The 24,014-nt window shown below is 51.1% G+C and carries 24 protein-coding genes; 9 read left to right on the forward strand and 15 right to left on the reverse strand.

The features are described 5' to 3' along the window. Positions 1-183 precede the first annotated feature (183 nt). From HQN60_RS11205 to HQN60_RS11225, 5 genes are all read right to left on the reverse strand, one after another. Entirely contained in the window at positions 184-1,422 is a 1,239-nt protein-coding gene (locus HQN60_RS11205; protein WP_254456619.1) for a dicarboxylate/amino acid:cation symporter, read from the reverse strand. 327 nt (positions 1,423-1,749) lie between these two features. Further along, positions 1,750-2,691 (reverse strand): GlxA family transcriptional regulator, encoded by a 942-nt coding sequence (locus HQN60_RS11210; RefSeq protein ID WP_173533725.1) that lies wholly within the window; start codon positions 2,689-2,691, stop codon positions 1,750-1,752. Between the two features lie 163 nt (positions 2,692-2,854). Next, the gene (locus HQN60_RS11215) at positions 2,855-3,763 is read right to left on the reverse strand and encodes an EamA family transporter (protein ID WP_173533726.1); all 909 of its coding nucleotides are present in this window, start codon (positions 3,761-3,763) and stop codon (positions 2,855-2,857) included. 171 nt (positions 3,764-3,934) lie between these two features. Next, positions 3,935-4,495, reverse strand: coding sequence for an isochorismatase family protein (locus HQN60_RS11220; RefSeq protein ID WP_173533727.1), 561 nt, complete (start codon positions 4,493-4,495; stop codon positions 3,935-3,937). Between the two features lie 239 nt (positions 4,496-4,734). Next, positions 4,735-4,884 (reverse strand): hypothetical protein, encoded by a 150-nt coding sequence (locus tag HQN60_RS11225; protein ID WP_173533728.1) that lies wholly within the window; start codon positions 4,882-4,884, stop codon positions 4,735-4,737. Between the two features lie 232 nt (positions 4,885-5,116). On the opposite strand from HQN60_RS11225, the gene HQN60_RS11230 reads away from it, so the two are divergent. Continuing rightward, positions 5,117-6,742: a methyl-accepting chemotaxis protein gene (locus HQN60_RS11230; RefSeq protein WP_173533729.1), complete on the forward strand. Its 1,626-nt coding sequence runs from the start codon at positions 5,117-5,119 to the stop codon at positions 6,740-6,742. A 124-nt stretch (positions 6,743-6,866) separates the two neighbouring features. Here HQN60_RS11230 and curA read toward each other — a convergent pair whose 3' ends face one another. From curA to HQN60_RS11255, 5 genes are all read right to left on the reverse strand, one after another. Then, complete coding sequence (gene curA / locus HQN60_RS11235; RefSeq protein WP_173533730.1) at positions 6,867-7,886, reverse strand: NADPH-dependent curcumin/dihydrocurcumin reductase; 1,020 nt, start codon at positions 7,884-7,886, stop codon at positions 6,867-6,869. Between the two features lie 64 nt (positions 7,887-7,950). Further along, entirely contained in the window at positions 7,951-9,108 is a 1,158-nt protein-coding gene (locus HQN60_RS11240) for an iron-containing alcohol dehydrogenase (RefSeq protein WP_173533731.1), read from the reverse strand. Positions 9,109-9,250: 142 nt separating this feature from the next. Next, entirely contained in the window at positions 9,251-9,841 is a 591-nt protein-coding gene (locus HQN60_RS11245) for a TetR/AcrR family transcriptional regulator (protein WP_173533732.1), read from the reverse strand. Between the two features lie 397 nt (positions 9,842-10,238). Then, complete coding sequence (locus HQN60_RS11250) at positions 10,239-11,024, reverse strand: class I SAM-dependent methyltransferase (protein WP_173533733.1); 786 nt, start codon at positions 11,022-11,024, stop codon at positions 10,239-10,241. Continuing rightward, a complete protein-coding gene (locus HQN60_RS11255; RefSeq protein WP_173533734.1) occupies positions 11,021-11,833 on the reverse strand; it encodes a M90 family metallopeptidase in 813 nt (270 codons plus the stop codon). The genes HQN60_RS11250 and HQN60_RS11255 overlap by 4 nt, the downstream gene beginning before the upstream one ends. Positions 11,834-12,075: 242 nt before the next feature. On the opposite strand from HQN60_RS11255, the gene HQN60_RS11260 reads away from it, so the two are divergent. Together HQN60_RS11260 and HQN60_RS11265 are read left to right on the forward strand one after the other, a co-directional pair. Continuing rightward, the gene (locus HQN60_RS11260) at positions 12,076-14,421 is read left to right on the forward strand and encodes an extracellular solute-binding protein (RefSeq protein ID WP_173533735.1); all 2,346 of its coding nucleotides are present in this window, start codon (positions 12,076-12,078) and stop codon (positions 14,419-14,421) included. Between the two features lie 91 nt (positions 14,422-14,512). Continuing rightward, entirely contained in the window at positions 14,513-14,848 is a 336-nt protein-coding gene (locus tag HQN60_RS11265; protein WP_173533736.1) for a hypothetical protein, read from the forward strand. A 72-nt stretch (positions 14,849-14,920) separates the two neighbouring features. Here the strand turns inward: HQN60_RS11265 and HQN60_RS11270 are convergent, their stop codons facing one another. Next, complete coding sequence (locus HQN60_RS11270; protein WP_173533737.1) at positions 14,921-15,076, reverse strand: hypothetical protein; 156 nt, start codon at positions 15,074-15,076, stop codon at positions 14,921-14,923. 65 nt (positions 15,077-15,141) lie between these two features. On the opposite strand from HQN60_RS11270, the gene HQN60_RS11275 reads away from it, so the two are divergent. The 3 genes from HQN60_RS11275 (at position 15,142) to tnpA (ending at position 18,147) form a co-directional block, all read left to right on the forward strand. Continuing rightward, positions 15,142-16,668 carry a multicopper oxidase family protein gene (locus HQN60_RS11275; protein ID WP_173533738.1) on the forward strand — a complete coding sequence of 509 codons (1,527 nt, stop codon included), beginning with the start codon at positions 15,142-15,144 and terminating at the stop codon, positions 16,666-16,668. A gap of 158 nt (positions 16,669-16,826) precedes the next feature. After that, the gene (locus tag HQN60_RS11280) at positions 16,827-17,252 is read left to right on the forward strand and encodes a DUF411 domain-containing protein (protein ID WP_173533739.1); all 426 of its coding nucleotides are present in this window, start codon (positions 16,827-16,829) and stop codon (positions 17,250-17,252) included. 520 nt (positions 17,253-17,772) lie between these two features. After that, the gene (gene tnpA / locus HQN60_RS16515; protein ID WP_444542346.1) at positions 17,773-18,147 is read left to right on the forward strand and encodes an IS66 family insertion sequence element accessory protein TnpA; all 375 of its coding nucleotides are present in this window, start codon (positions 17,773-17,775) and stop codon (positions 18,145-18,147) included. On the opposite strand, the gene HQN60_RS11285 is transcribed toward tnpA, so the two are convergent. Both HQN60_RS11285 and HQN60_RS11290 read right to left on the reverse strand, forming a co-directional pair. Further along, a complete protein-coding gene (locus HQN60_RS11285; protein ID WP_173533740.1) occupies positions 18,039-19,097 on the reverse strand; it encodes a glycosyltransferase family 4 protein in 1,059 nt (352 codons plus the stop codon). The two genes, tnpA and HQN60_RS11285, sit on opposite strands and share 109 nt — an antisense overlap. A gap of 29 nt (positions 19,098-19,126) precedes the next feature. Next, positions 19,127-19,969: a UDP-2,3-diacylglucosamine diphosphatase gene (locus HQN60_RS11290; protein ID WP_217390116.1), complete on the reverse strand. Its 843-nt coding sequence runs from the start codon at positions 19,967-19,969 to the stop codon at positions 19,127-19,129. 148 nt (positions 19,970-20,117) lie between these two features. Here HQN60_RS11290 and HQN60_RS11295 point away from each other — a divergent pair, with 148 nt between their 5' ends. The 3 genes from HQN60_RS11295 (at position 20,118) to putP (ending at position 22,717) form a co-directional block, all read left to right on the forward strand. Next, positions 20,118-20,333: a DUF1289 domain-containing protein gene (locus HQN60_RS11295; protein WP_173533742.1), complete on the forward strand. Its 216-nt coding sequence runs from the start codon at positions 20,118-20,120 to the stop codon at positions 20,331-20,333. Positions 20,334-20,473: 140 nt separating this feature from the next. Next, positions 20,474-21,088 (forward strand): DUF1294 domain-containing protein, encoded by a 615-nt coding sequence (locus HQN60_RS11300; protein WP_173533743.1) that lies wholly within the window; start codon positions 20,474-20,476, stop codon positions 21,086-21,088. Between the two features lie 183 nt (positions 21,089-21,271). Further along, complete coding sequence (gene putP / locus HQN60_RS11305; protein ID WP_254456719.1) at positions 21,272-22,717, forward strand: sodium/proline symporter PutP; 1,446 nt, start codon at positions 21,272-21,274, stop codon at positions 22,715-22,717. Positions 22,718-22,785: 68 nt separating this feature from the next. Here putP and HQN60_RS11310 read toward each other — a convergent pair whose 3' ends face one another. Together HQN60_RS11310 and HQN60_RS11315 are read right to left on the reverse strand one after the other, a co-directional pair. Then, positions 22,786-23,415, reverse strand: coding sequence for a 3'-5' exonuclease (locus HQN60_RS11310; RefSeq protein ID WP_173533744.1), 630 nt, complete (start codon positions 23,413-23,415; stop codon positions 22,786-22,788). A gap of 104 nt (positions 23,416-23,519) precedes the next feature. Continuing rightward, positions 23,520-23,954: a DUF1841 family protein gene (locus HQN60_RS11315; protein WP_173533745.1), complete on the reverse strand. Its 435-nt coding sequence runs from the start codon at positions 23,952-23,954 to the stop codon at positions 23,520-23,522. Positions 23,955-24,014: the final 60 nt, after the last annotated feature.

Here is a 24,014-nt window from a genome sequence, read left to right on the forward strand (position 1 = left end):
CGCGGTGAAGGCATGATTTTACACATATTTGCTTTGCTTGATATTTTGTGTAAGTTTTTTGGCGGATTGGGTGGTGCTGTGTGTAACTAAAGCTTAAGGCGTGGTGTGCTGCGGGGGTTGTCCCCATCAAATCCGATTGGACTTGATGGGGCTGCGGCCCAAGCAAGGGCGCAGATTGAATGATTATTCGGTGTCGTTCGCTAAATTACGATACGTCGCGAGATCCAACTCACCTTCCGCGCGCGCCACCAATACGGCCGCCAGCGAGTCACCAGAGACGTTGGTCGCGGTATTCATCATGTCGATAATACGATCCACTGCGGCAATCGCGGCGACCACTTCGAGTGGCAGACCGACCGAAGTTAGCACCAAACTCATTACGATCAAGCCAGTGCCGGGTACGCCTGCCGCGCCAATCGCCGCCAATACGGTGGTGACAATCACGGTGACCATTTGCAGTAAGGTCAACTCAATACCGACGGCGTTGGCAGCAAAAATCGCCACTGCGCCCAAATACGTTGCCAAGCCATTCATATTCACCGTGGCACCTAAAGGCAGCACGAATGAGGCAATCGAGTTATGCACGCCCAATTGATGCTCACACGTTTCCATATTGAGCGGCAAGGTAGCATTGCTGGATGCGGTGGAATAAGCAAACAGCTGCACCGGTAACATTTTGCGAAGAAACGGCCAAGCGGGCAGTACAAACAAACGCAATAACAGCGGAAAAACCACCACCAGCATTAACGTACACGATAGGTAAATCACGCCAACCAGTGAGGCTAATTCGCCTAAGACGCGAAAGCCATTGTCGGCGGTCACATAAGCGATCAGTGCAAATACACCATACGGCGCAAAAGAGAGCACCATCAAAATCAGTTTAAACACCACTTCATTGAGTGAAACAAATAAGCGCTGCACCGGCTCACCCGCAGTACCGGCTTTATTGATCGCAATACCAAAAAAGATGGCAAACACAATAATCGGTAGCACTTGCCCTTCGGCAAAAGCTTTAAATGGATTGTCAGGAAAAATCCCCATCATGGTGTCGAGCAAAGTGGTTTTTTGCATTTCTGGCGCCGTCACACCATGCAGCATGGCGCTCATGCCTGAGCCAATACCAAAGGTCATCGACAACAGCATCGCAATGGCTGCCGCAATGCCCATGGTTACGGCGTAAATCACCAGGGTTTTTGCCGCAACACGACCCATCTTGCTTAAGTCTTTCAGCGCAGTAATACCGCAAACTAAAGACACAAAAATAACTGGCACCACGGTCATTTTCAGCAAGGCTAAAAAGATGTCGCCAATCGGTTTAAGTTGCTTAATCCACTCACCACCGATCAAACCCGCGATAACACCAAGGACTAGCGCCAGCATAATTTTTAGCCACATCGGCCATGATTTTTTTTGTGATAACAATTCTTTCTCCTAAGCAATTGTCGCGAGCATTGCTTATTTTGCCCCTGTAAAACAATAGCTGGCACGGTTTTGTGAATTATTAACATTCATTTTGTGAGCAAATACATCGTGGATTTTTCGAATTTTCTATAGGGGTATTGCCATTGATGTGTTGATTATCAATGGCTTGATAGAAATACTGCTGATTTTTTAGATAAGCTGTTTGGCATTGAGTATCGAGATTTAGTGGCGGTGTAGGCGCAGGCGTGACGGCTGGCGTTTGCTGCGTTGGCATATCAACAAAGAGGTAGTTGTCTGAGCATGCAGTAACAGGCTGGTCATTTTTGCTTAGCGGCTTTCGCTGGGTAGTTTGCCGGTTTGTTGTTGCCAAACACGGCGAAAATCGCGGGTCGAGGCAAAGCCGGCTTGTTCGGCAATACGCTCAATCGAAAGCTGGGGTTGCAGCAATAATTGCCGAGCGGTGGCAAGGCGAATATCGAGTTGATATTGATGCGGCGTAATACCGCAGTGCTGCAAAAATAAACGCGCTAAATTGCGGCTACTGGTGTGCACGTGCTCGGCAATTTGCGCCAGTGTTAGGCGCTCAGAGACTTGGCGGCTGATTAAGTCTTGCGCTTTATGCACCATCGGGTGCAAATGATTGCGATGCGCTAGCCAAGGCGAGAGTTGCGGGTCTTGGCCGCTACGGCGCAGCCAAACCACCATTTCGCGGGCAACACTTTGGGCGATCAAGGGGCCAGCGTCTTGCTCAATTAAATGCAGCGCCAAATCAATTCCTGAGCAAATTCCCGCGCTGGTGGCAACGGGGCCGTCTTGCACGAATAAACGATCATCGTGAACGTGGGCTAAAGGGGCGGTTTGCCGTAAGCGATCAATGATTTCATGGTGGGTGGTGCATTGCCGACCATCGAGTAAACCCGCTTCTGCCGCGAGCATGGTGCCGGAGCAAACGCAGGCCAGCTGATGTTGTTGAGCATCAAAATGCTGACGTAGCCAAGTGACCACTTGTTTGGACTCGGCGTTTTTGAGATTGACCAGCGAATTTTGCGCGCCAATTAAAATCACCGTTGCTCCGGCTGGAATCGGTGTTGGCAAGGGGGCGAGCTGGTGCTGTTTTAGCCCCACTGAGGAAGTGAGTTCAGTTAAGGGCGACACCAGATTGAGCCGGTACTGCGCGCCATGCAGCGCCGCGATTTGAAACGCTTCAGCGGGGCCAGCCAAATCCAGCAGCATAAATTGCGGGGTCAACACAAAATATAAATCGAGCATGCAAGGCCTTGTGGTTTAGGACTAAAGTGCAGACGCAGACATAAATTATGCATGAATTAAGTTGGGGCAAGGTGCAGATGACGCTGGATTGACTCGCTGATTGGGTGTTGACGCGACGTTGCTGAGCATGCTGCGCAGCAGCACCGTAGCGTCAAAGGCGGCGTTAGCTTTGAGTCGCCAGTTTGCGTGCTTGCCACAGTTGGCGAATTTGTCCGCCAAAAATATTGATCACCAAGCCGCTCATTAACAGCAATGCACCCCACCATTGCTGCGGTAATAGTTGCTCGTTCAGTAGCAGAGCGGCTGCGCTTAAGCCTACCCAAGGCACCAGTAAACTAAAGGGCGCAACCAGATTGGTTGGGTGGCGTTTAAGCAATAAATTCCACAAACTCATCCCGAGTAGGGCAGCAAAAATCGCTTGATACAGTACCGCCAGCAACGATTGCATTGAGAAATGCTGCAAGGCAGTCATGATTTCTTGTGGGCCTTCTAGCCATAAACTCAAACCAATAAAAGCAATCAACGGCGCAATCGAGGCCCAAACCATAAAGGCTAATACATCAAATTGCAGGCCTTTTTGTGTGCATTGCTTCAAAATCACATTGCCCATGGCCCAACCTGCAGCGCCTAGCAGTGTCATGATAAACCCAAGCAAAGTCATGCTTTGGCCGTGACTGCTGCCAATCAGCCACAAGCCAATGCCAGCGATCAATAGGCCAATGAGTTGGCTGTGCTTGAAGGATTCTTTTAAGAATACGGCGGCAAAAATCAGTGTAAAAAAAGCTTGTGATTGCAACACCACTGATGCCAAGCCCGCTGGCATACCGTTGGCCATGGCCGAGAATAAAAACCCCAGCTGACACAAGCCCCAAGTCAGGCCGTAAACAATTAAATAGCGCCACGGTAGATTGGGACGACGTAAGAAAAATACCGCCGGAAATACCGTTGCCGCAAAACGCAAGCTGGCCAATAGGAGCGGAGGTAAACCCACCAAGCCCCATTTGATAATGACAAAATTAAAGCCCCACGTTAAAACAACGACGAGAGCGAGCAGGAGATCACGAGCCGGCATGCTGGGTTTCCTTGTAGAGCACACTGATTGCAGTGTGCTTAAGCGTGGTGAGCGCAATAGTTTAAATCTAAAGCCGATTTTGATGTATTGCGCTGTAGCGTAAATTATCCCAATCTCAGCAGGCTATACCCCCATTTTTTGGGTTTTTTGGTGCACCATCGGCGTTGGGTTTTAGGCGAGAGCGAGCGCCGGCCAGCTGGCGACAAGCTGATCAATGCTGCAAATTCGGGCAAATCGGCCACTTAACACCAGCTCGGTATGCGTTTTAATCTCGTTGGCGCTAAAGCTTTGCCCATTGGCGTGCTGCATGGCAAAGGTCAGTGTGGCCTCGGTGACAAAATCAATTTGGTAGCCTAAATCAGATCCCACGCGTGCCGTTGTTTCGCAACATTGCTCGGTGCGGATGCCGCTAATGATTAAATGCTCGATACCTTGCTGCTGTAGGTATTCGTGTAGTCCCGAGCCAAGCAGCGCGTTATGCACGGTTTTTTCAAACACCAGACCGTGGTGAGGTGGTAAGAAATCCATCGGTTTGACCCAGCCGGATGCTTTTGAAAAATGACCGGTTTTTTCAACGTGAAAAATTTGAATAACCGGAATGTGTTGGCGCTGACAAGCCGTAATGAGCTCGATCTGCTTGGCTTGATACAGCGGCATATCGCTGGCGTTAAAGTATGGGGCTTGTAAAAAGGATTGCTGAACATCAATGACAAGCAGTGCGGAGCTGGACATTTTTTACCCTTTAGCGATTTGCTGGCTGATTTTGAAAGCGACAGAATCAGTGTAAAACAAGGCGTTGGCTAAAGTGAGCGCAAGAAACGACAAGATGGGGGACAAAACAGGACAGAATGTAGCGCGATTTGATTCGGCTGAGGATATGTAGTGATAGCGCTGCGATTGCAGCTTGGCGGGGCGTCAATGAGAGGGCTGGCTTTATCTCTGTGGTGTGGACTCAGCGATAAAGCCGTGTATTAAACAGCGATGCCACCAACTAGCAACAATCCGCTGCAGGTGCCCATAAAAATCAACTCCATCCGATCTTGCCGCGCTAGCAGCATTTGGCAAAACGAAATCGAGCAGGCTGCGCCCATTCCAAACAATACAATTTCAGCGGTGCTCATTGAAAACTCCATTTATGTTGTTCGCATCAAGTAGAGCTGGCGCAATGAGCGAAGTTCCAACGCCACTACAAAAATAAATGGGCCAGCTAGGACCTCTCAATGGTGGCGCTGGCAAACGTCTGCAGGGCGAATAGTTAACTAACCGAATAGCTGTTTAGACCAATAAAATTCACGAAAATTTCATATCAAGTCAGCTATGGTGAAGCTGGTCTGATGTGATGGAGTGAATTCAATGGGCGTCGCTTTAAGAATTAAACATAAATTATGGCTGCTAACGGGTTTGGCGCTGCTGGGCTTACTGGGTATTGGGTTGGCGATGCTGCTGTCAAGCCGGCAATCGATGCTCGAAGACCGAGAGGCCAAGACTTTAAGTTTGATTGAACTCGGTCATAGCGTGATCGAGCATTATGGACAACTTGAAAAAAATGGCAGCCTGTCAAAAGAAGCTGCGCAAGCACAAGCCAAAGCGGCGTTAAAAAACCTGCGGTATGACCAAGACAATTATTTCAGTATTTATGATCCGCAATATCATATGGTGCAGCATCCGATTAAGCCTGAGCTCACCGGCAAGGATTTATCTGGACTAAAAGACAAAAATGGCGTGCCGATCGTCGTCGAATTAGTGAAAGCGGCGCAAAGTGGCAATGCGCAATTTGTGCGTTATCTATGGCCCAAGCCCGGGCAGGACACCCCTGTGGCTAAAATCTCCACCGCCAAACTTTTTCAGCCTTGGGGCTGGATTATTTCTTCGGGGATTTATATTGACGATTTGGATGCGATTTTTAAGCAACGCGCTTTATTTTTGGGCGGGGCTTTAGTGCTGGTGGCTGGCGTATTATTGCTGGCCTCGTTGTGGATTGCCCATAGTATTACCGCGCCATTAGATGCTTTACGCGTAGCGATGCAGCAGATTGCCGCCAGTGGTGATCTAACGCGGCGGGTAAAAATCAGCGGCAATCGTGATTTGGCTGAAATTGCCGATACCTTTAACGCTTTAATTGCCAGTTTGCAGCAGTTATTAATGCGTGTTTCTAGCGCCACCCAGCAAGTGTCGCAAACTACCGATCAGCTAGTGAATTCTTCGCAAGCCGTTGAGCAAGGCTCGGTGGCGCAACATCGCGCAGCAGCCTCGGCGACGGTGGCCATTGAGCAAATTAGTACCAGCATTGATCAAGTTGCGGCCAATGTGTGTGGCACTGCTGATGTAACGCGAGAATTGCGCGAGTTGGCAGGGCACGGGCGGCAAGCGGTGAAAGCAGCCGCCGAAGAAATGCATCAAATTGCCAATGAAATTGATTCTTCGGCAGGTGCAGTGCACAGCATGGGGCAACGCTCTTTGCAGATTTCCGAAATCGTTGGCGTGATTCGCGAAATCGCCGATCAAACTAATTTATTGGCACTGAATGCCGCCATTGAAGCTGCCCGCGCTGGGGAATCTGGGCGTGGCTTTGCCGTCGTTGCCGATGAAGTACGTAAACTGGCCGAGCGAACAGGGCAATCGACACAGCAAATTACCGAAACCATTCACATTATTCAGCAAGAAACGCAAAGTGTGGTGGGTAATATCGAAGGCGTTAGCCTGCGCGCTAGGCAGGGTGCGCAATTGGCACAACAAGCCGATCAGTTGGTTGAGCAATTAGATCAACATTCGGCGCAAGTGGGGCCATTGGTGGGCGAAATCTCCACCGCAACGCAAGAGCAAAGCCGTGCCACTCAGCATATTGCGCGTAATGTGGAGGATATTTCGAGCATGGCAGAAAACAATGTGCGCGAAGTCGGCAGCGCCGCCAATTCGGTACGCCAGCTCAAAGCGCTGGTGCTGGAGCTCAATGGTCGCGTCGAGCAATTTAAGGTATAGCTTTGTAGTGCAATGGCGATAAAGGGCAGAGGGATATACCTACAGCCAAATAAAAACCCGCCCGATGTGCTTAGCGCAGTCGGGCGGGTTTTTATTGCCGCAGCCATCGCTGGCTTTGGACGGATTATTGTTCGACGCGAACGATGAGTTTGCCGAAGTTTTTGCCTTCAAGTAAGCCCATAAAGGCTTCGGGGGCGTTTTCTAGGCCTTGCACCAGGTCTTCTTTAAATTTGATTTTTCCTTCGCTTAGCCATTGACTCATGGCGCTAAAAAATTCGCCGTAACGATGGCCGTAATCATCAAAAATAATAAAGCCTTGCATCTTGATGCGTTTTTTTAATAGCGTACCCATCAATAAACCGAGTCGATCTGGCCCTGCGGGTAATTGTTGGTCGTTGTAATGCGCAATTAAACCGCAAACTGGAATTCGCGCGCCGACATTCAGTAGCGGCAAGACAGCGTCAAACACCGCGCCGCCGACACTTTCAAAATACACATCAATGCCAGTTGGGCAGGCTGCGGCCAATTGCGCGGCAAAATCGGGGTCTTTGCGATCGATGCAAAGATCAAAACCTAGCTCATTGGTGACGTAGTCACATTTGTCTTTACCACCGGCAATGCCGATCACGCGGCAGCCTTTTAGCTTCGCAATTTGGCCAACAATCGCGCCTACTGCACCACTCGCCGCCGCCACCACCACGGTGTCGCCTGCTTTCGGTTGACCAATATCGAGTAAGCCCATATAGGCGGTAAAGCCAGGCATGCCCAAAACGCCAAGCGCCATCGAAGGCTGCGCCATATCGGCCGGTAAGATATTGACGCCCTCACCGTTGGAAATGGCGTAGTCTTGCCAGCCGCTATAGCTGAGCACTAAGTCACCGACTTTAAATTGCGGGTTGTTAGAAGCTGCAACGCGGGCAATGGTGCCGCCGACCATCACGTCATTGAGCGCAACCGGTGGCGCGTAAGAGGGGGCATCGCTCATGCGGCCACGCATATACGGGTCTAGCGACAGATACGTGGTGCGAAGCAGGATTTCACCCGCCGCTGGCGTTGGTATCGCCGATTCGATTAAGCGAAAGTCGGCTGGCGTTGGCGCGCCCACAGGGCGAGAATTTAAAACGATTTGGCGATTCATGCTCATTGGGCTTCCTTGAAGGTTAAAACGGGCCAGTCGGTGGCAACGTGGCCCGGGGCGAAGGCTTTGTTTATAGTGCGGCAGTTAAAATGTCGCGACTGATTTCAAGCGTTACATCTTGGCGTTCACCCAATTGCGTCATGCCGTGGGCAGCCAGTTGCGCAATCACCGCGTCGATGGCCGCAGGGCCTAAATCGTAATCGGATAATTTGGTTTTAATACCCATGGCTTCAAAGAAATCACGGGTTTTTTCAATCGCGGCGGCGATGCGCTCGTCTTCACTGCCGTGGTGTAGATGCCAAACGCGGTCGGCGTATTGCAACAGTTTTTCGCGTTTGCTTTCGCTGCGTAGCATCAAGCTGGCCGGCAAGACCACTGCCAATGTGCGGGCGTGATCAATATCAAAAAGGGCTGTGAGTTCGTGGCCGATCATATGCGTTGACCAGTCTTGCGGCACGCCGGCGCCGATTAAGCCATTGAGTGCTTGGGTGGCGGCCCACATTAAATTGGCGCGTAAATCGTAGTCTTGTGGCTTGGCCAATACTTTAGGGCCAATCTCGATCAAGGTTTGTAATAGGCCTTCGGCGTAGCGATCTTGCACCATGCCATTGGCTGGGTAAGTGAGGTATTGCTCAATGGTGTGAACAAAAGCATCGACCACGCCATTGGCGATTTGGCGCTCTGGCAAGGTGAAGGTTTTGCTTGGATCTAGAATCGAAAACTGTGGGAATACCAAAGGATTCATAAATGGCAATTTGGTTTGCGTGGCTTTTTGCGTAATCACCGCGCCATGATTCATTTCTGAGCCGGTTGCCGGTAGTGTTAACACGGTGCCAAATGGCAAGGCGCTTTGAATGTTGCCGCCAAAGTGGGTCAAAATATCCCAAGGTTCGCCAACAAAAGGTACTGCTGCGGCGATAAATTTAGTGCCGTCAATCACTGAGCCGCCGCCCACTGCCAGTAGAAAATCGAGTTTTTCGGCACGAATCATCTCTACCGCTTGCATCAGTGTTTCATACGACGGATTAGGCTCAATGCCGTTAAATTCGTGCACTTCACGAGCGCCAAGCGCGGCTTTGACTTCGGCCAAGGTGCCGTTTTTGCGGGCGCTTTCGCCGCCGAGCAACACCATTACGCGGGCGTTGGCCGGAACGAGTTGATCGAGTTGCGCAATGGTGTTGGTGCCAAATACGATTTTAGTTGGATTGAAAAATTCAAAATTAGTCATGGTAAAACCTTTATTAGACCAGTCGTCTAGTTGGTAATTAAAAAATAAATCGCAGCGGCGATTTATCTTAAAGTCGGGCGATCAATAAAATACCCAGCGGCAAAACCACATCGGCTGCCGCGCGGGTGAAAACAGTGTGCGATTAACGCAAGCTTAAAATATCCCGAGTGCTTTGCATTGCGCCCTCGAGCGCGCTGCGATCGCGGCGAATTTTGGTGAGTAAAGTCGCGCCCAACCAAATTTCGTATAAATGCAGTGCCGTTTGCTCGGTGCTGGCAAAGTGGGGTATTGAGGCATCTTGCTCGCCCTCGCTTAAGCACTGAGCAATACGGGCTAATAATTGCTGAGTGCCACGCACTAAACAGCCGCGCATGCTTTCAGATAAATCCGAGACTTCGGCGGCCAATTTTACGGTGAGGCATTGCCCATCGCGGTCGTCGCAGCTTTGGGTTTCTAGCCAACTGCCCCAGTACGCCAACATCCGCTCGCCAGCGTTTGAGCCTTGGGTGTTAAAAATTTCATCTAAGCGCTGGCAGTAATTGGCAAAATAATCCTCAAGCAAAGCTTCGCCAAATGCTTCTTTGGATTTGAAGTAATGGTAAAACGAGCCTTTGGGTACGGCGGCAGCGGTTAAAATCTCAGTCAAACCGACAGCCGAAAACCCCTTGCCGAGAATAATCGGCTTGGCGGTATCCAAAATATGCTGACGTACGTCGATGTGTTCAGAAGTCATGGGCGCATCCTACACAAAACTAGACCGGTCGTCTAGTGGTTTTATTTTTCTAGTTAACTTAGGTTTTGGCGCTGGTTTGTTAGGCATTATGGCCATAGGCCTTGCGGCAAGTGAGTAGAAGATTGCAATTGCGCACGCGGCATATGGATCACCAAAGTCGGATGGGGAAGATATCTTAGTTGGCGTGGTGATCGTTGGTGAAGTTTAGATGCTGGCTTGTTGGAAAAATGCTTGCGGACAGCGTATTGGCGAGCAAGTAGGGCATCATCGCCAACGGCATTACGCTGAATGAGGGGCGTTTTTTGGCGTATTGCCGCTGCGCGGCGAATACGCCCTACATTTTTTGTTGATGTATTGGCGGGTGAGTATTTCTAGTAAAGGCTTGGCGGGCAATACATCAGTTATTTTCTTTTTTAATGCCACCCGTTGGCAGGTAGCCATCAAACCGTGTGCTTTCGCCGTCAAAAACAAAATCGGGCCGAGCGCCGGCCATCAGTGGGGCGAGGCGGGGGCGTTTGACGATGATGCGTTTTTTTGCGATTAGGCGCGCTGGCGCTAAGAGTGTATCGGCGTCTTCGTCGCCACCGATCAACGTTTGAAAAGCGGCCATGCTTTTTTTGGATTTGGCGCGTTTGCCCGGTTCTGGAAACATCGGGTCTAGATACACCACGTCAAAGTCTTGCTCGGCCAGCGGCCCTAAGCCTTGTGCGCGCTCAGTTAGCCATTCACGGCCATCGCCAAAATGCAGCGTCATTCTGGCGGCGATTTCGGCGGTTTGGGCATCCGCTGCGGCGCGCTTTAGGCCGTCACTGAGCAGTAAATACGCAATCGGCGTGCGCTCGATCAGCGTCATGCTGCAGCCTAAACTCGCTAGCACATAGGCGTCGCCGCCAAGGCCAGCGGTGGCGTCCAAAATACGCGGAATATATTCGCCCTTGATGCCGACGGCTTTGGCAACGGGTTGTCCACGGCCACCGCCAAATTGGCGACGATGCGCTGCCGCGCCTTTAACAAAGTCAACGCAAACAATGGCTTTATCATGAATAGAAAGCAGCTCGAGCCGGTCGGTGTTCCATTGCAGTATATGCGTCGCGTCTTCAGGGATAGTGTCCCACAGGGCAATACCCAGTTGTTGTGCTTGGTGGATGATGTCGATTGGGGCGGTGTGGCGTAGGCCGATCATGCGCTGGGTTCACTGTATTGGGAGATTGGGCGGTAAGGGCTGGGGCTCAGCCTTTGGGCGGTGTCTTGTTTATAAAACAGCACCATTTGGGTGTAAACATCGGGGTAGTGCGCTTGGAGGATTTGCGGCGCTTCAAAAAATACTTCGCTCAGTACCGCAAAGCACTCCGCCGGATTGGTGGCGGCATACAGATCAATGTCTGAGTGCTCGCCAGCGTCGGCTTTGGTGCTTAAATCGGCAAAGGCGGCAGTAAATGCGCTTTGCCACGCCGCTTCGCTCATTCCGGCGTGCAGCGCTGGATAACCATTGGCGTTGCCGCCGTTTTTCATGTCGAGCTTATGCGCTAATTCATGAATCACCACATTCCAGCCGTCTAAATGCGGCCCATCCATCACGTCGTTCCACGAAAACAGTACCGGACCATCGCCGCGCGCTTGGCCAGCGAGCAATTGCTCGCCTTCGTGAACAACACCGATGGCGTCAGTGTGGCGATGGCTGGCGTAAAACGGGCGCGGGTAAATAATGATCTCCTGCCAATCGTCATAGGCTTCAAAACCCAGATTTAAAATCGGCAGCACCGCTTGCGCCGCCAAAATCACCCGCATCGGGTCAGAAAATTCAATACCCGCGCTGGCTTGGATCGATTTGGTGTGTAAAAACCACGCGGCGAGTTCACGCAAACGCGCTAATTCACTCACGCTGAGGTTTTTTAGCACCGGCATCGTGGTGGCAGGCAACCACAAAGCATCGTCAATCGGGTGCTGGGCGAGCCAATGGTCACGGCGTTTGCGACGAAAGTAGTTGAGCATGATTTTCCTTAGATCGTCATCAACAAATGGGTCTCGCACCGCGCAATTCAAGTTGCGCAGCCTAATTTGTCGTGGTTACTGGTGTTAATTGAAATGCAACAGTCATAAATGACTACTGTGTGTGTAAGAAAAGTGCTTGTATTATCAACAACTAATGAGATTTGCTGACAAATCCACTACGGAGCACGATCCAATGTGCCGAAGTAGCTTGATATAAGCCATGTTTTAGGGGAGTTTGCACGATGTTAAATCGCAATCATGTCATTGCCGCTGTTGCTATGGTTTACGGCTTAGTGATGTTGAGTTTGTTGTGGCTAGTCGGGCAAAGTAAAGATGCTGCGGTTAATGCACTGTTTTTTTCTATGTCCTTAATCCTGCTGTTGGGTGGGGTCGCTTTGCTAGCGGTATTGTTTTTTGGCCTGCAGCGCTTGTTTTTGCCCTTGGGGCAAATACTCGATTTAATGCGCCAGCATGCCAGTGATAGCGGTGATTTAAGTGCGCGCTTACCTGAAGAGGGTGACGCTGAAGTGGCGCAATTGGCCAAAGCGTATAACGCTTCCACCGATAAAGTGCAGCGCACACTACGCGATGTGCAGCGCGAAATGGAAGGGCTGGCTTTGGGTTTATCCGAGTTGACTGCCGTAACGGCGCAAATGGGTAAAGACACCCGCACGCAGTCTGATCATGCCGCCTCATCGGCGGCGACGGTGGAGCAAATCACCGTCAGCATTAACCATATCGCCGATCATGCCCGCGATATGGATCATGTGGTAGAGCAAACGCAGCGCTTATCCAGCGATAGTGCCGATTCGGTGCTGCGCGTTTCGGAAGAAGTTGGCAAAGTGTCTGAGGCGGTGGTCGCGCTAACGCAGACGATGGATGGCTTGGGGGCCAGCTCGCAAGAAATTAGCGGCATTGTTGGTGTGATTAAAGACATTGCCGATCAAACCAATTTATTGGCGCTGAACGCCGCGATTGAAGCTGCGCGCGCCGGTGATATGGGGCGTGGCTTTGCTGTGGTGGCCGATGAAGTGCGTAAATTGGCCGAGCGCACCAGCAATGCCACGGTAGAAATCGCGCATAAAATCGAATCGGTGGGCCGCGAAACCCAAAGTGCCGTGGGCAATATGGCGCTGACTGCCAATCGCGTGGCGCACAGTGTCACCATGGCCGAAGACGCACGCGGGCATATGTTGGGGATTCGTGAGCACATGGGCAGCGTAGTGACGGCGGTGCGGCAAATTGCCGAATCAACGCAAGAGCAATCTTCCGCTACGCATACCTTAGCCAGCTCGGCCGAACGGCTGGATGTCATGACGCAAGCCACTGATTCTGCTTTGCAGCAAGCCAGTAATACCTTGAAGCATTTGGATGAGCGCGCTAAGCGTTTATTGAAGTCAGTCGGGCAATTTAAACTGGCCGATATTGAAGTGTTTCATAGCTGGGCCGCATCGAGCGAAGCGCGCGCGGTATCGGAAATCAAGGCGCTACTTAATCAGCAAGGCCATCATTGGGCCGATGTGGCGGGGGATCATTCTGCGGCGATGATTAGATCGCGTATCACGATCGGCAATCCGCCAACCGCGGCTGCCATTGGTGGGGTGAAAATTCAAAACTGGGCCAAAGACGGTGGTTTGGCCGATCTCAATGCCGTTGCTACGCAACAAGATTGGCGTCGAATTTTACCGGCGGTGCTGGATAAAATGATGCAGGCCAATGGCCAATATGTGGCGGTGCCCTTGGGGGTAGCGCGGGTGAATGTGATGTGGATGAATGCCAGTGTGCTCAAGCGCGCTGGCGCGCAGCCACCCAAAACCTGGGATGAATTTTTTGTGCTGGCCGAAAAGCTGCGCCAACTGGGTACGCCGATGCTGGCTGTCGGTGAGCAGGCTTGGCAAATCGCCACCTTGTTTGAGGCGATTACTTGCGGTTTGGGGGGCGCATCGTTTTACCATTCGGCATTTTGCCAGCTCGATTCAGCGGCTTTGACCGGGCCGGTGATGATTCGCTGTCTTGAGGCTTTGCGTAAATTAAAACCGTATTGCACGCCCGATGCGGCCGGGCGCGAGTGGAATTTGGCCACGGCGGACGTGATTAATGGCCGGGCGGCAATGCAATTAATGGGCGATTGGGCCAAGGGCGAATTTGCCCAAGCCGGTAAAGTGCAAGGCATTGACTATCTATGCCTACCAGCGCCAACGCAAAACGGCGAGTATAGTTTTGCGGCCGATACTTTATTGATGTTCAAACAAAACGATCCGCGTTTGGCTGCTGCGCAGCAAGATTTTGTGTCGTTGTTGATGAGTAGCGAAGGGCAGGAAGTATTTAATTTGTATAAAGGCAATATCCCCGCCCGCATCGATGTGAATATGAGCCGCTTTGACGATTACGCCAAACAGTCGGCGCGTGAGTTTGCCAGTGCGGCGAGTAAGCAAGTGTTGCTGCCGTCATGGGCGCACAATATGGCGGTGCAAGACAGTGTACGTGGCGCCTTGTTTGATGCGGTGGATGCGTTCTGGAAAAACAGCAATATGAGCCCGCAAGACGCGGCGCGGCGATTGCACGATGCAACACGGCGCACGGCGTAGTATTTGCAGCAGGCGGTAATAGTTGTGAGTTCGCCTTGATTTGTCGGTCTGCGCCTTGCCGTCAAATCAAAGCGCAGTGTAAGATCCAAAAATGCTTAAGTTCCGCTGCTTCTTTTTGCTATTGATTTCGCTGGTGCTGTCACTGAATGTGGCGGCGGCCAAGCAGTTGCCGTCGGCTGGCGCCGTGCTGTGCCATAACGCGGTGATTGAGACGCTCGCAAAAACAGAATGCCAGCAAGGGCAGCATGATCACGCGGCGAGTAATGCCAAAATGAGTCATTGCGGCGCCTGTGCTGCGGCATTGCCGATGTTGCTGCCGCAAGCGCAGTTGGCATTGGCCGGAACCATTCAAAATAGTCATGATGCCATTATGCAGGTCGGTTTAAATCGGCCGCCGTTATTACCTCCTCCTCTACTGCGCGCTTAGGCGCGACTTAGGCGCTGCCCTCGCTTTATTGCTCTGAATAAAGCTGGGTATCGCTGCAGTTGTCATTCGTGTTTACTGATTTAAATGGCTTTGAGTTTTGCCGCTAGCGCCGCGCATGTTTGGCGGGCGTGATTCGGTTGAATGCCGCCGCGCGGCAGCAACAGTCCATTTAACGTCAGTTAATTCAATACGTATTGCTATCAATGCTTTATAAATAATTAATTGCATGGCAATACCCCAGTCTATTGTGAATTGAGCCGCTGTTTGCTCAGTCTGTGTTTTAGAGGTGGTTTATGAATCGACGTCAGTTTTTATTTAGCTCTACCGCCAGCGGTGCTTTGTTGTGCTTGCCAACCGCTTGGGCCGGCATGGATCCCGCAATGGATCCGGCAATGGATCACTCCGCGCATCATGGTCATGGTACGCATGGCAGCGCTGCCGCCATGCCGCAGCCGTTAAAAACCGTGGCCGAGATGCCCTTGTTGCCCGAGTCGGCCTTGCCAGCGGGCCAGCCATTACAGGCATTAAAAGTTTTAAACAGCAGTAGCGCCAATAAAATGGCCGCCACGTTGACCGCTGCCGCGCATGAAGTGGAGTTAGTGCCCGGTAAAAAAACCACCATGTGGTTGTATAACGGCCAAGTGCCTGGCCCCTTGATTGAAGCGTTTGAAGGCGACGAAGTGGAAATTCGCTTTGTGAATCAACTGGCGCAAGCGTCAACGATTCATTGGCACGGCATGCCGGTGCCGCCAGAGCAAGACGGCAATCCGCATGACGCGGTGCCAGCGGGTGGTGAGCATGTGTATCGCTTTAAATTGCCAAAAAACTGCGCTGGTACGTATTGGTATCACCCGCATCCGCATGGCGACACGCCTGAGCAGGTGTATCGCGGTTTGGCGGGTTTATTTATTGTGCGCAGTAAAACCGATCCTTTGGCGGGATTTACCGAGCAGCATTGGGTGATTTCTGACCTTAAATTGGCGGCCGATGCCTCGATTCCGGATAACACCGCCAACGATTGGATGAATGGCCGCGAAGGGCAGTTTGCGCTGGTTAATGGTCAGCGTGAGCCGGTGGTGACAATTGCTGGCCGTCAGCGGGTGCGGGTGTGGAATGCCTGCAGCGCGCGCTATTTGCGCTTGGCCATTCCGGGGCAAAAAATCACCGTGGTCGGTAGCGACGGTGGTTTGCTAGAAAAACCACGCGTGGTGGAAGAATTGCTGTTGGTGCCCGGCCAGCGCGCAGAATTAATTGTCGGTGACGGTAGCAGTGCCAAAACCACGCTCAAAGCCTTGGTATATAACCGCGAAAAAATGGGCAATGTCGCGCCAGAAGTTGAGCGCGTTTTGGCCACGCTGCAATTGACTGCTGGGCCAACACCCAAAGTGCCAGCAACATTGCGAAAAATCGCTGATTTTGGCCGCGCCGTGGCGATGAAAAAAGTCGAGTTTAGCGAAACCATGAGCATGGAAAACGGCGTGCATAGCATGGCGTTTTTGGTCAACGGTAAAAGCTACGATATGAATCGCAATGATTTAGTCAGCAAAGTGAACGACGTTGAAGTGTGGGAAGTATTTAATAACTCGCACATGGATCATCCGTTTCATATTCATGGCACGCAATTTATGCTGCTCGATAGCGAGCTCAATGGTAAGCGCCAAGATGCGCCGTATCGCGCTTTGCAAGACACCATTAATTTACGGCCGTATGAAAAAGTTCGGCTCAAAATGGTGCAGCATGATAAAGGCCTGCGCATGTTCCACTGCCATATTTTGGAGCATGAAGGTCAGGGCATGATGGCGCAGGTGCTGATTAAATAATTCAATCAGTAGGCAGGCAAAAGTTCTGGTGCAGCGTTGCTTCGCCTTGCGCGAAAACGGTTGCCCAGTGACTTAGATTAATAGATTAATTCATCGTCTTGGCGCGTAGCCAGAGCTGGCGCCAAGGCGGTGAACCGTAAAAGAACAAAGGAAATACCATGTCTTTAAAAGCAATTTTGAGTGCAGTTTTATTTGCTCCCACCTTGGCGCTAGCCGCTTTGCCAGCCGGCACCATGTATAAAGACCCGTATTGCGGCTGCTGCGGTGAACACGCGAAATATTTGCGGAACGCTGGCTTTGATATCAAAGAAGTAGTGCGTCAAGACATGCAAAGCGTGAAGCAGCAATACGGCACCGATATTGCCCAAAGCTGCCATACGATTGTGATGCAAGGCTATGCCATTGAAGGCCATGTGCCAGCCAATGCGATTCGTAAATTGCTCAAAGAAAAACCCAACGCCAAAGGCATTACAGTGTCGGGCATGCCCGCCACATCACCGGGCATGGGCGACTATAAAGTCGGCACCATTGCGGTAGAAATCATTGGTAAAGACGGCAGCTTAAAGCCTTACGGTAAGTTTTAATTTACCCGCAAATTTTTGAAATTCCGCTTAAAAAAGCCCTCGTAATCAACGAGGGCTTTTTGTTGGTGGGTGTAGCGAACGCATCGGTTGAATGTCGTTGGCTTTAAGCTCCAGTCAAAAGATCAAATACATCATTGATGTATTGCCACGCAGCCCTTGCAGGTAAAAGGCTGCAATTAAATACATCAATATTGTAGGGCGTCAATGAGCGAAGCGAATTGCGCCGAATGATGTGTAACCCATGCGGCGTAATGCCTGCGGCGATTACGCCCTACGCCGTACCGCGGTGTCCGATGGTCAGCGGTTTGTCCGCAGGGTTTTACAAGGTTGGACAGCAATATAACGTAAATGGTCGCGCCAAATAACAAAATAGTAAGTTTATTTGCGCTTTATTGATTTGATGTTGTGCTTATCTGCAGAGATTAGCAGGGTGGGTTGGGCTAAATGAAATGCAGTCCAACGTTTACCGCGCGATTGTTGGGCTTCGCAAGCTCAGCACCAACCTACAAAACATTCCGCTTTGGCTCGAAAACCGGCGCTACAACGTTGGCAGGCTAGCGGTTTAACTCAAGCCGAGTTTGTCCGAGTACACCAGCTTAAATGCACTACTTTTGTCAGTTGGCTGCGGCGTAGCCACCTCGAGTCTGCCGACCCACTTTCAGACCACGGTCGATTTATTTGGCCACAATCGAAGAAAAATAAGCGTCAAGATGGTGGCGCGGTTCAATGGGCGTTTAAAAAAGCCCTCGTAATGAACGAGGGCTTTTTGCGTGCTGTGCTGGCGGTTTATTCGCCAATCGCCCCTTGTTCAATCAGGCGCAGCTCTTCTTGCGCTGTTGGCGTAAATGGATGCAGGTGCGATAAAAACTGCCGACTGGCCGCCGCCCATGAATAGCGCTCGGCGAAGCGGCGTACTTCATTGCGATCAATCCGCAGTGCCGCAATACAGGCTTCGTGTAGGTTTTCGTTTAAAGCGCCCGGGCCATCGCTGCCAATTACGTCAATTGGTCCTGTTACGGGGTATGCCGCTACAGGGCAACCGCAGGCCATGGCTTCGAGCAATACCAGGCCAAAAGTGTCGGTTTTGCTGGGGAATACAAACACATCGGCGCTGCTATACACTTCGGCCAATTCCGCTTGATTGAGTACGCCTAACCAATGGATGTTTTTTTGTTCGCCAAATTTGGATTTGAGCCCCGCAGCGGCTGGGCCATCGCCGACCACCCATTTGCTGCCGGGCAAGTCTAATTCTAAAAAGGCTTCGACATTTTTCTCTACGGCAACGCGGCCAACGTAAACAAAAATCGGCGTGCGCGAATGCAGTTTATCGCGACGACCGGGTTTGAATACCTCTAAATCCACGCCGCGCGACCACATCACGACGTTTTTGATGCCGCGCTCGGTGAGGTCTTTCACCACCACTTGCGTTGGGGCCATCACGGCTTGGGCGGTATTATGAAAACGGCGTAGCCAAGCGTAGGTGACGCTCAATGGAATGCCAAAACGCAGTTGCACGTACTCCGGAAAGCGCGAGTGATACGCCGTGGTGTAAGGTAGCTGATGCTTTAGGCTATAGGCGCGAGCAGCCATGCCCAGCGGGCCTTCGGTGGCGATATGAATTGCATCGGGGGCAAAATCGCGAATGCGCTGATTGACTTTGCGGCCGGGTAAAATCGATAGGCGAATGTCGGGATAAGTCGGGCAAGGAATGGTTTTAAATTCCAGCGGCGTGAGTAGCTCAACGGTATGCCCCATTTTTTTGAGCTCAGCCGTGGTTTGTTTGAGCGTGCGAACCACGCCATTAACTTGCGGTTCCCAAGCATCGGTGACGATTAAAATCTTCATGCTTTGATTCCTTATTGAGTAAAGGGTGATTAGTGGGGCGTGGTTTGATTGGTGTTGGTGCGCGCCGTGATCGGCGAGAGGGCGGTATTGCTTTGGTATAATTTGCTGATTTCGGCGTGGGCCTCAGCATATTTTTTTTGCCAGCGAATAATCTTGAGTTCGCCATTGGGCATTTCGACTAAGGCGCTTAGGCTCTCGACCCAGTCGCCATCGTTGCAGTATTCAATGCCGTCGATAGTGCGAATTTCGGCGTGATGGATATGCCCACAAATCACGCCGTCGAGGCTGCGTTTTTTGGCTTCGTTGGCCAGCGCATGCTCAAAATCATCGACAAAATGCACTGCTTTTTTGACTTTGTGTTTGAGGTATTGCGATAAGGACCAATAGCTCAAACCCAAGCGCGCCCGCAAATGATTGAACCAGCGATTGAGCTTGAGGGTGATTTCATAGGCATGGTCACCCACCATGGCCAGCCAGCGCGCGCATTGAATCACGCCATCAAATTGATCGCCATGAATCACCAAAAAGCGTTTGCCGTTGGCCATGGTGTGAATGACTTCGTTTTCGATGCGGATGTCGCCAAAGAGCAGGCCGATAAATTGCCGCGCCCCCGCATCGTGGTTGCCGGGAATGTAGGTGACTTGTGTGCCTTTACGCGCTTTGCGCAGGATTTTTTGAATTACATCGTTGTGGCTTTGTTGCCAATACCAGCTGCGCTGCATCGCCCAGCCGTCGATAATGTCGCCGACTAGATATAATTGCTCCGATTCGGTGTGCTTTAAGAAATCTAAGAGATAATCGGCTTGGCAGCCGGCGGTGCCCAAATGCAGGTCGGAAATCCAGATGCTACGAAAACGCAGTTCAGATGCCATCGGTATGCACTCCGCTGAGGGTTCGTGAGCCATCATGCGGATCAAATATGACAATAGTGCGACGGTAAAATGAAGCTAATAAGACGTTTTATTTTCATGTATTGCGCTTGTTTTTATTTTTTAATTAATTTTCAAGAAAGAGACTGTAATGAATGAGGCAAAAGAGCGCCCCGATACCCCGTGTGTCGCCGTATGCTCAACGGGAATGGGCGATGATGTTTGCCAAGGTTGTCAGCGAACCATGCTGGAAGTGGCGCATTGGGTGATGCTCAGCGAGGCGGAGAAAGAACCGATCTGGCAGCGTTTGGAGCAATATTGGGCAGATAAAGGGCAGGTGCCGCCTTGGCAGTTGCGCGGTAAGTGACGTTTTTTTACGACGCTCAAGTTCGAAATCAGTGCGCTAGAGCGCGTTGAGCGTTGTCAGTAAGCCCTAAGCATGTTCAAGTTAGGTAGCGGCATACAATTAAAATGGCGTTAACGCCAAAAACAGCAAAGGGATGAAGGATGCAAAACGGTAAGTTGCGACAATGGAAGAAAGACTTTGGCTTTATCGAGATCGCCAATGGTGAGCGATATTTTGTGCATATCAGTACCCTTAAGCGCGGTGGCATTCATCAGCCGCGTATTGGCGACACGATATTTTTTACCGTAGGTAAAGATAAGCAAGGCCGCTCGCGCGCGCAAATGGCGGCCAGCAGTGCTGAGCAGTTGGCGAAAAACCAAGCGCGGCGTGAGGCTAAGGCGGTTGAAGCTAAGGCGTCGCGTTTTGATTGGGTGGACTATTTGGCGATGGGATTGTTGCCGATCACACTGCTGTTGCTGGTCTGGTCGCCGCTGCGCTGGGTGTTGTTGTCGCTATTTGTGGTGATGAGCGCAGCGAGTTTTGCGCTGTATGCCTTGGATAAAAAGCAGGCAGCGCGTGGTGCTTGGCGTATTCCTGAGGCCGTATTGCATTTTATTGCAACACTGGGTGGCTGGCCGGGCGCATGGGCCGCGCAGCAAGTGTATCGGCACAAAACCCAAAAAGGCATTTTTCGAGTGATGTTTTGCTTGAGTATGTTGATTAACCTCGTCGGCTTGAGTGAGATCATGATCTCGAGTGTGGCGCATTGGTTTTAATGCGGATGTAAAAGCCGCAGCAGTAGGGCTAATGCCCGTTTTACGACGGCACTTTAATGGTCGGGGGCGGCTATGTGAAGTGGTGGATTAGTCTGATTTTTTTTGTACATGCATAAAGGGGAGTTCGTTTTGATTATTGCAAATACACCAACCTTGGTGACGTTTACGGTTTATTTGGTGGGCATGCTGGCGATTGGTTGGTTGGGATATCGTGCAACCAATAATTTATCTGATTACATTTTAGGTGGACGAAGTTTAGGTAGCTTTGTCACGGCGCTGTCGGCAGGGGCGTCTGACATGAGTGGCTGGCTGTTAATGGGCTTGCCAGGGGCTATTTTTTTGGTGGGTTTGTCTGAGGCTTGGATTGCAATTGGTTTGCTGGTTGGGGCGTATTTGAATTGGCGCTTTGTTGCAGCTCGGTTGCGAGCCTATACCGAGCAATGCGGTAATGCATTGACTTTGCCTGACTATCTGAGCAATCGCTTTGAAGACAAAAGCCATATGTTGCGGATTGTGACGGCGGTGGTGATTTTGGTGTTCTTTACGCTGTATTGCGCTTCAGGCGTCGTGGCCGGTGCGCGATTGTTTGAAAATATGTTTGGATTGTCATATGAAACGGCGTTGTGGGTCGGAGCTGCGGCGACGATTTCTTATGTGTTAATTGGTGGGTTTTTGGCGGTGAGTTGGACCGATACGATTCAAGCGTCATTGATGATTACGGCCTTGATTTTAGTGCCAATGATGGTGATTTTTTCCAGCGGTGGTTTTTCGGTTGGTGTGGCGCATATTGCGATGGTGAGTCCTAAGCATTTGGATATTTGGGGTTCTTTGGATGCGGTGGCGCTGATTTCTTTGCTGGCTTGGGGTTTGGGTTACTTTGGCCAACCGCATATTTTGGTGCGATTTATGGCCGCGGAATCGGTGGACGTGATTCCACAAGCGCGCCGTATCAGTATGACGTGGATGTTTTTGTGTTTATTGGGTGCGGTTGGCGTGGGTTTTTTTGGTTTTGCTTATTTTGCACAACATCCAACGATGGCGCTGGGGGTGAATGCTCAGCCTGAAACGGTGTTTATCGAATTGGCCAAGCAATTATTTAATCCATGGTTGGCGGGTTTGTTTTTAGCGTCGATATTGGCGGCGGTGATGAGTACGTTGTCGTGCCAACTATTGGTGTGTTCGAGTGCCCTGACCGAAGATATTTATAAGAGCTTTTTACGTAAACAAGCTTCGCAAAATGAATTGGTGTGGTTTGGTCGCGCCATGGTGCTGCTGATTTCGTTGGTGGCGATTATTTTGGCGTCTAATCCAAATAGCCAAGTGTTAAAAATGGTGAGTTATGCTTGGGCTGGTTTTGGCGCGGCATTTGGGCCAGTGATTATTTTGTCGTTATTGTGGCAAGGCATGACGCGTAATGGCGCTTTGGCTGGGATTATTGTTGGCGCGCTCACGGTGTTGATTTGGAAGCAATATGCATGGTTCGGTTTGTATGAAATTGTTCCGGGCTTTGTGTTGTCTACTTTTGCGGTGATCTTGGTGAGTAAACTAGGCCAGCCGGTTTCGGCAGAAATGCGTGCGGGTTTTGCGGCGGTGAATGCCATTATGCGGCAAAGCCGTGATGGCGCTTAAAGATTAAGAGGTATTTAAAAAGCGGCCAGTAGGCCGCTTTTTTTTGTGCGCGATGCGTGTGTTGGTGCTTAATGGTTGGTGTTGGATGCGCGGGTTTTTAAAAATTGCGGCACTTTGGCGGCGACTTGTTTGTTGATTTGCACTAGCAGCTCAGTGTCAATCTGCTGGCAGCCATGTTGCTGGCGTAGGGTTTTTAATAGGTGCGTGATGAGCGCAACGGTGACTTCGGCGTCGGCTTCGGCGCGGTGGGCGTTGCCGTTAAAGCGAATATTGAGCGCTTTGGCCAACTCACCCAGTTTGTGGCTGTGCATCTGTGGCAATACTCGGCGCGATAGCAATAACGAGCAAACCAGTTGTGAATGGCGCGGCGTCAGGCCAAGGTGTTGGCTTTCAGCCAGTAGGAACTTTTGATCGAAGCTGGCGTTATGTGCCGCCAGCGCATCGTTGCCGATAAAGTCAATCAGCGCTGGTACGACCTCGCGGGCTTGCGGGGCGGTATTGACCATGGCCTGCGTGATGCCGGTGATTTGTGTAATCTCGCGCGGTATACGCACGCCGCAATTGACTAGCGTTACCAATTTATCCACCACCTTGCCGTTGATCACGCGCAGTGCGGCGACTTCGGTAATGCGTGCGCCCATCGCAGGCGATAGGCCGGTGGTTTCAAAGTCTAAAACCACAAGAGGGGAGTTGAGCATGAAGTCCTTGTACGGTGCTGACTGAATTAATGTGGAATCAATGTGAGGTGAGTGGGTATATGTCTGCGATTTTTGATGGGATTAATTTGCAGACATATACCTGCTTATTGGAATAGGCCAAGGTGACGGCGAATGCCGGCAAGGTAAATCGCAGGATCGGGCTGCGTTTGGTTGCGCTGCGCTTGCCAGATCATTTCAGCGAGGCAATCGAGCATGATGTGCAGCGCTTTATGCGCGTCGCCTTGTTGCTGATGCAGTTGTTGGTACAGTTGCCGCACGCCAGCGGGTTGATCGATTGAGAGTTGCTCGGCCAGCGCCAGATGCAAGCTCAGATGCAAGAAAGGATTGGTGTCGCCATGCTCGGGCGGCCAATCGTGATCAAGATAATCAATGCTTAAATAGTTGTGGTATTCCGGGTGCGCCATCAAAACATCAACCAGTACCGCTTCTAAGTCAGCGAGCGCTTGGTTTTGTAGGTGTTTTTGCCAGGTTTGAATAAAAAAACGGCGCGCTTCGTCGCGGCTGGGATTAAATAACATAGCGTCGATCAGGGTCTTTAGTTTGCAATTGCAAAGCCGGCGTAGCAACACGGCTTAGCT

The organism is Deefgea piscis (assembly GCF_013284055.1).
GTDB classification, from domain to species: Bacteria; Pseudomonadota; Gammaproteobacteria; order Burkholderiales; family Chitinibacteraceae; genus Deefgea; species Deefgea piscis.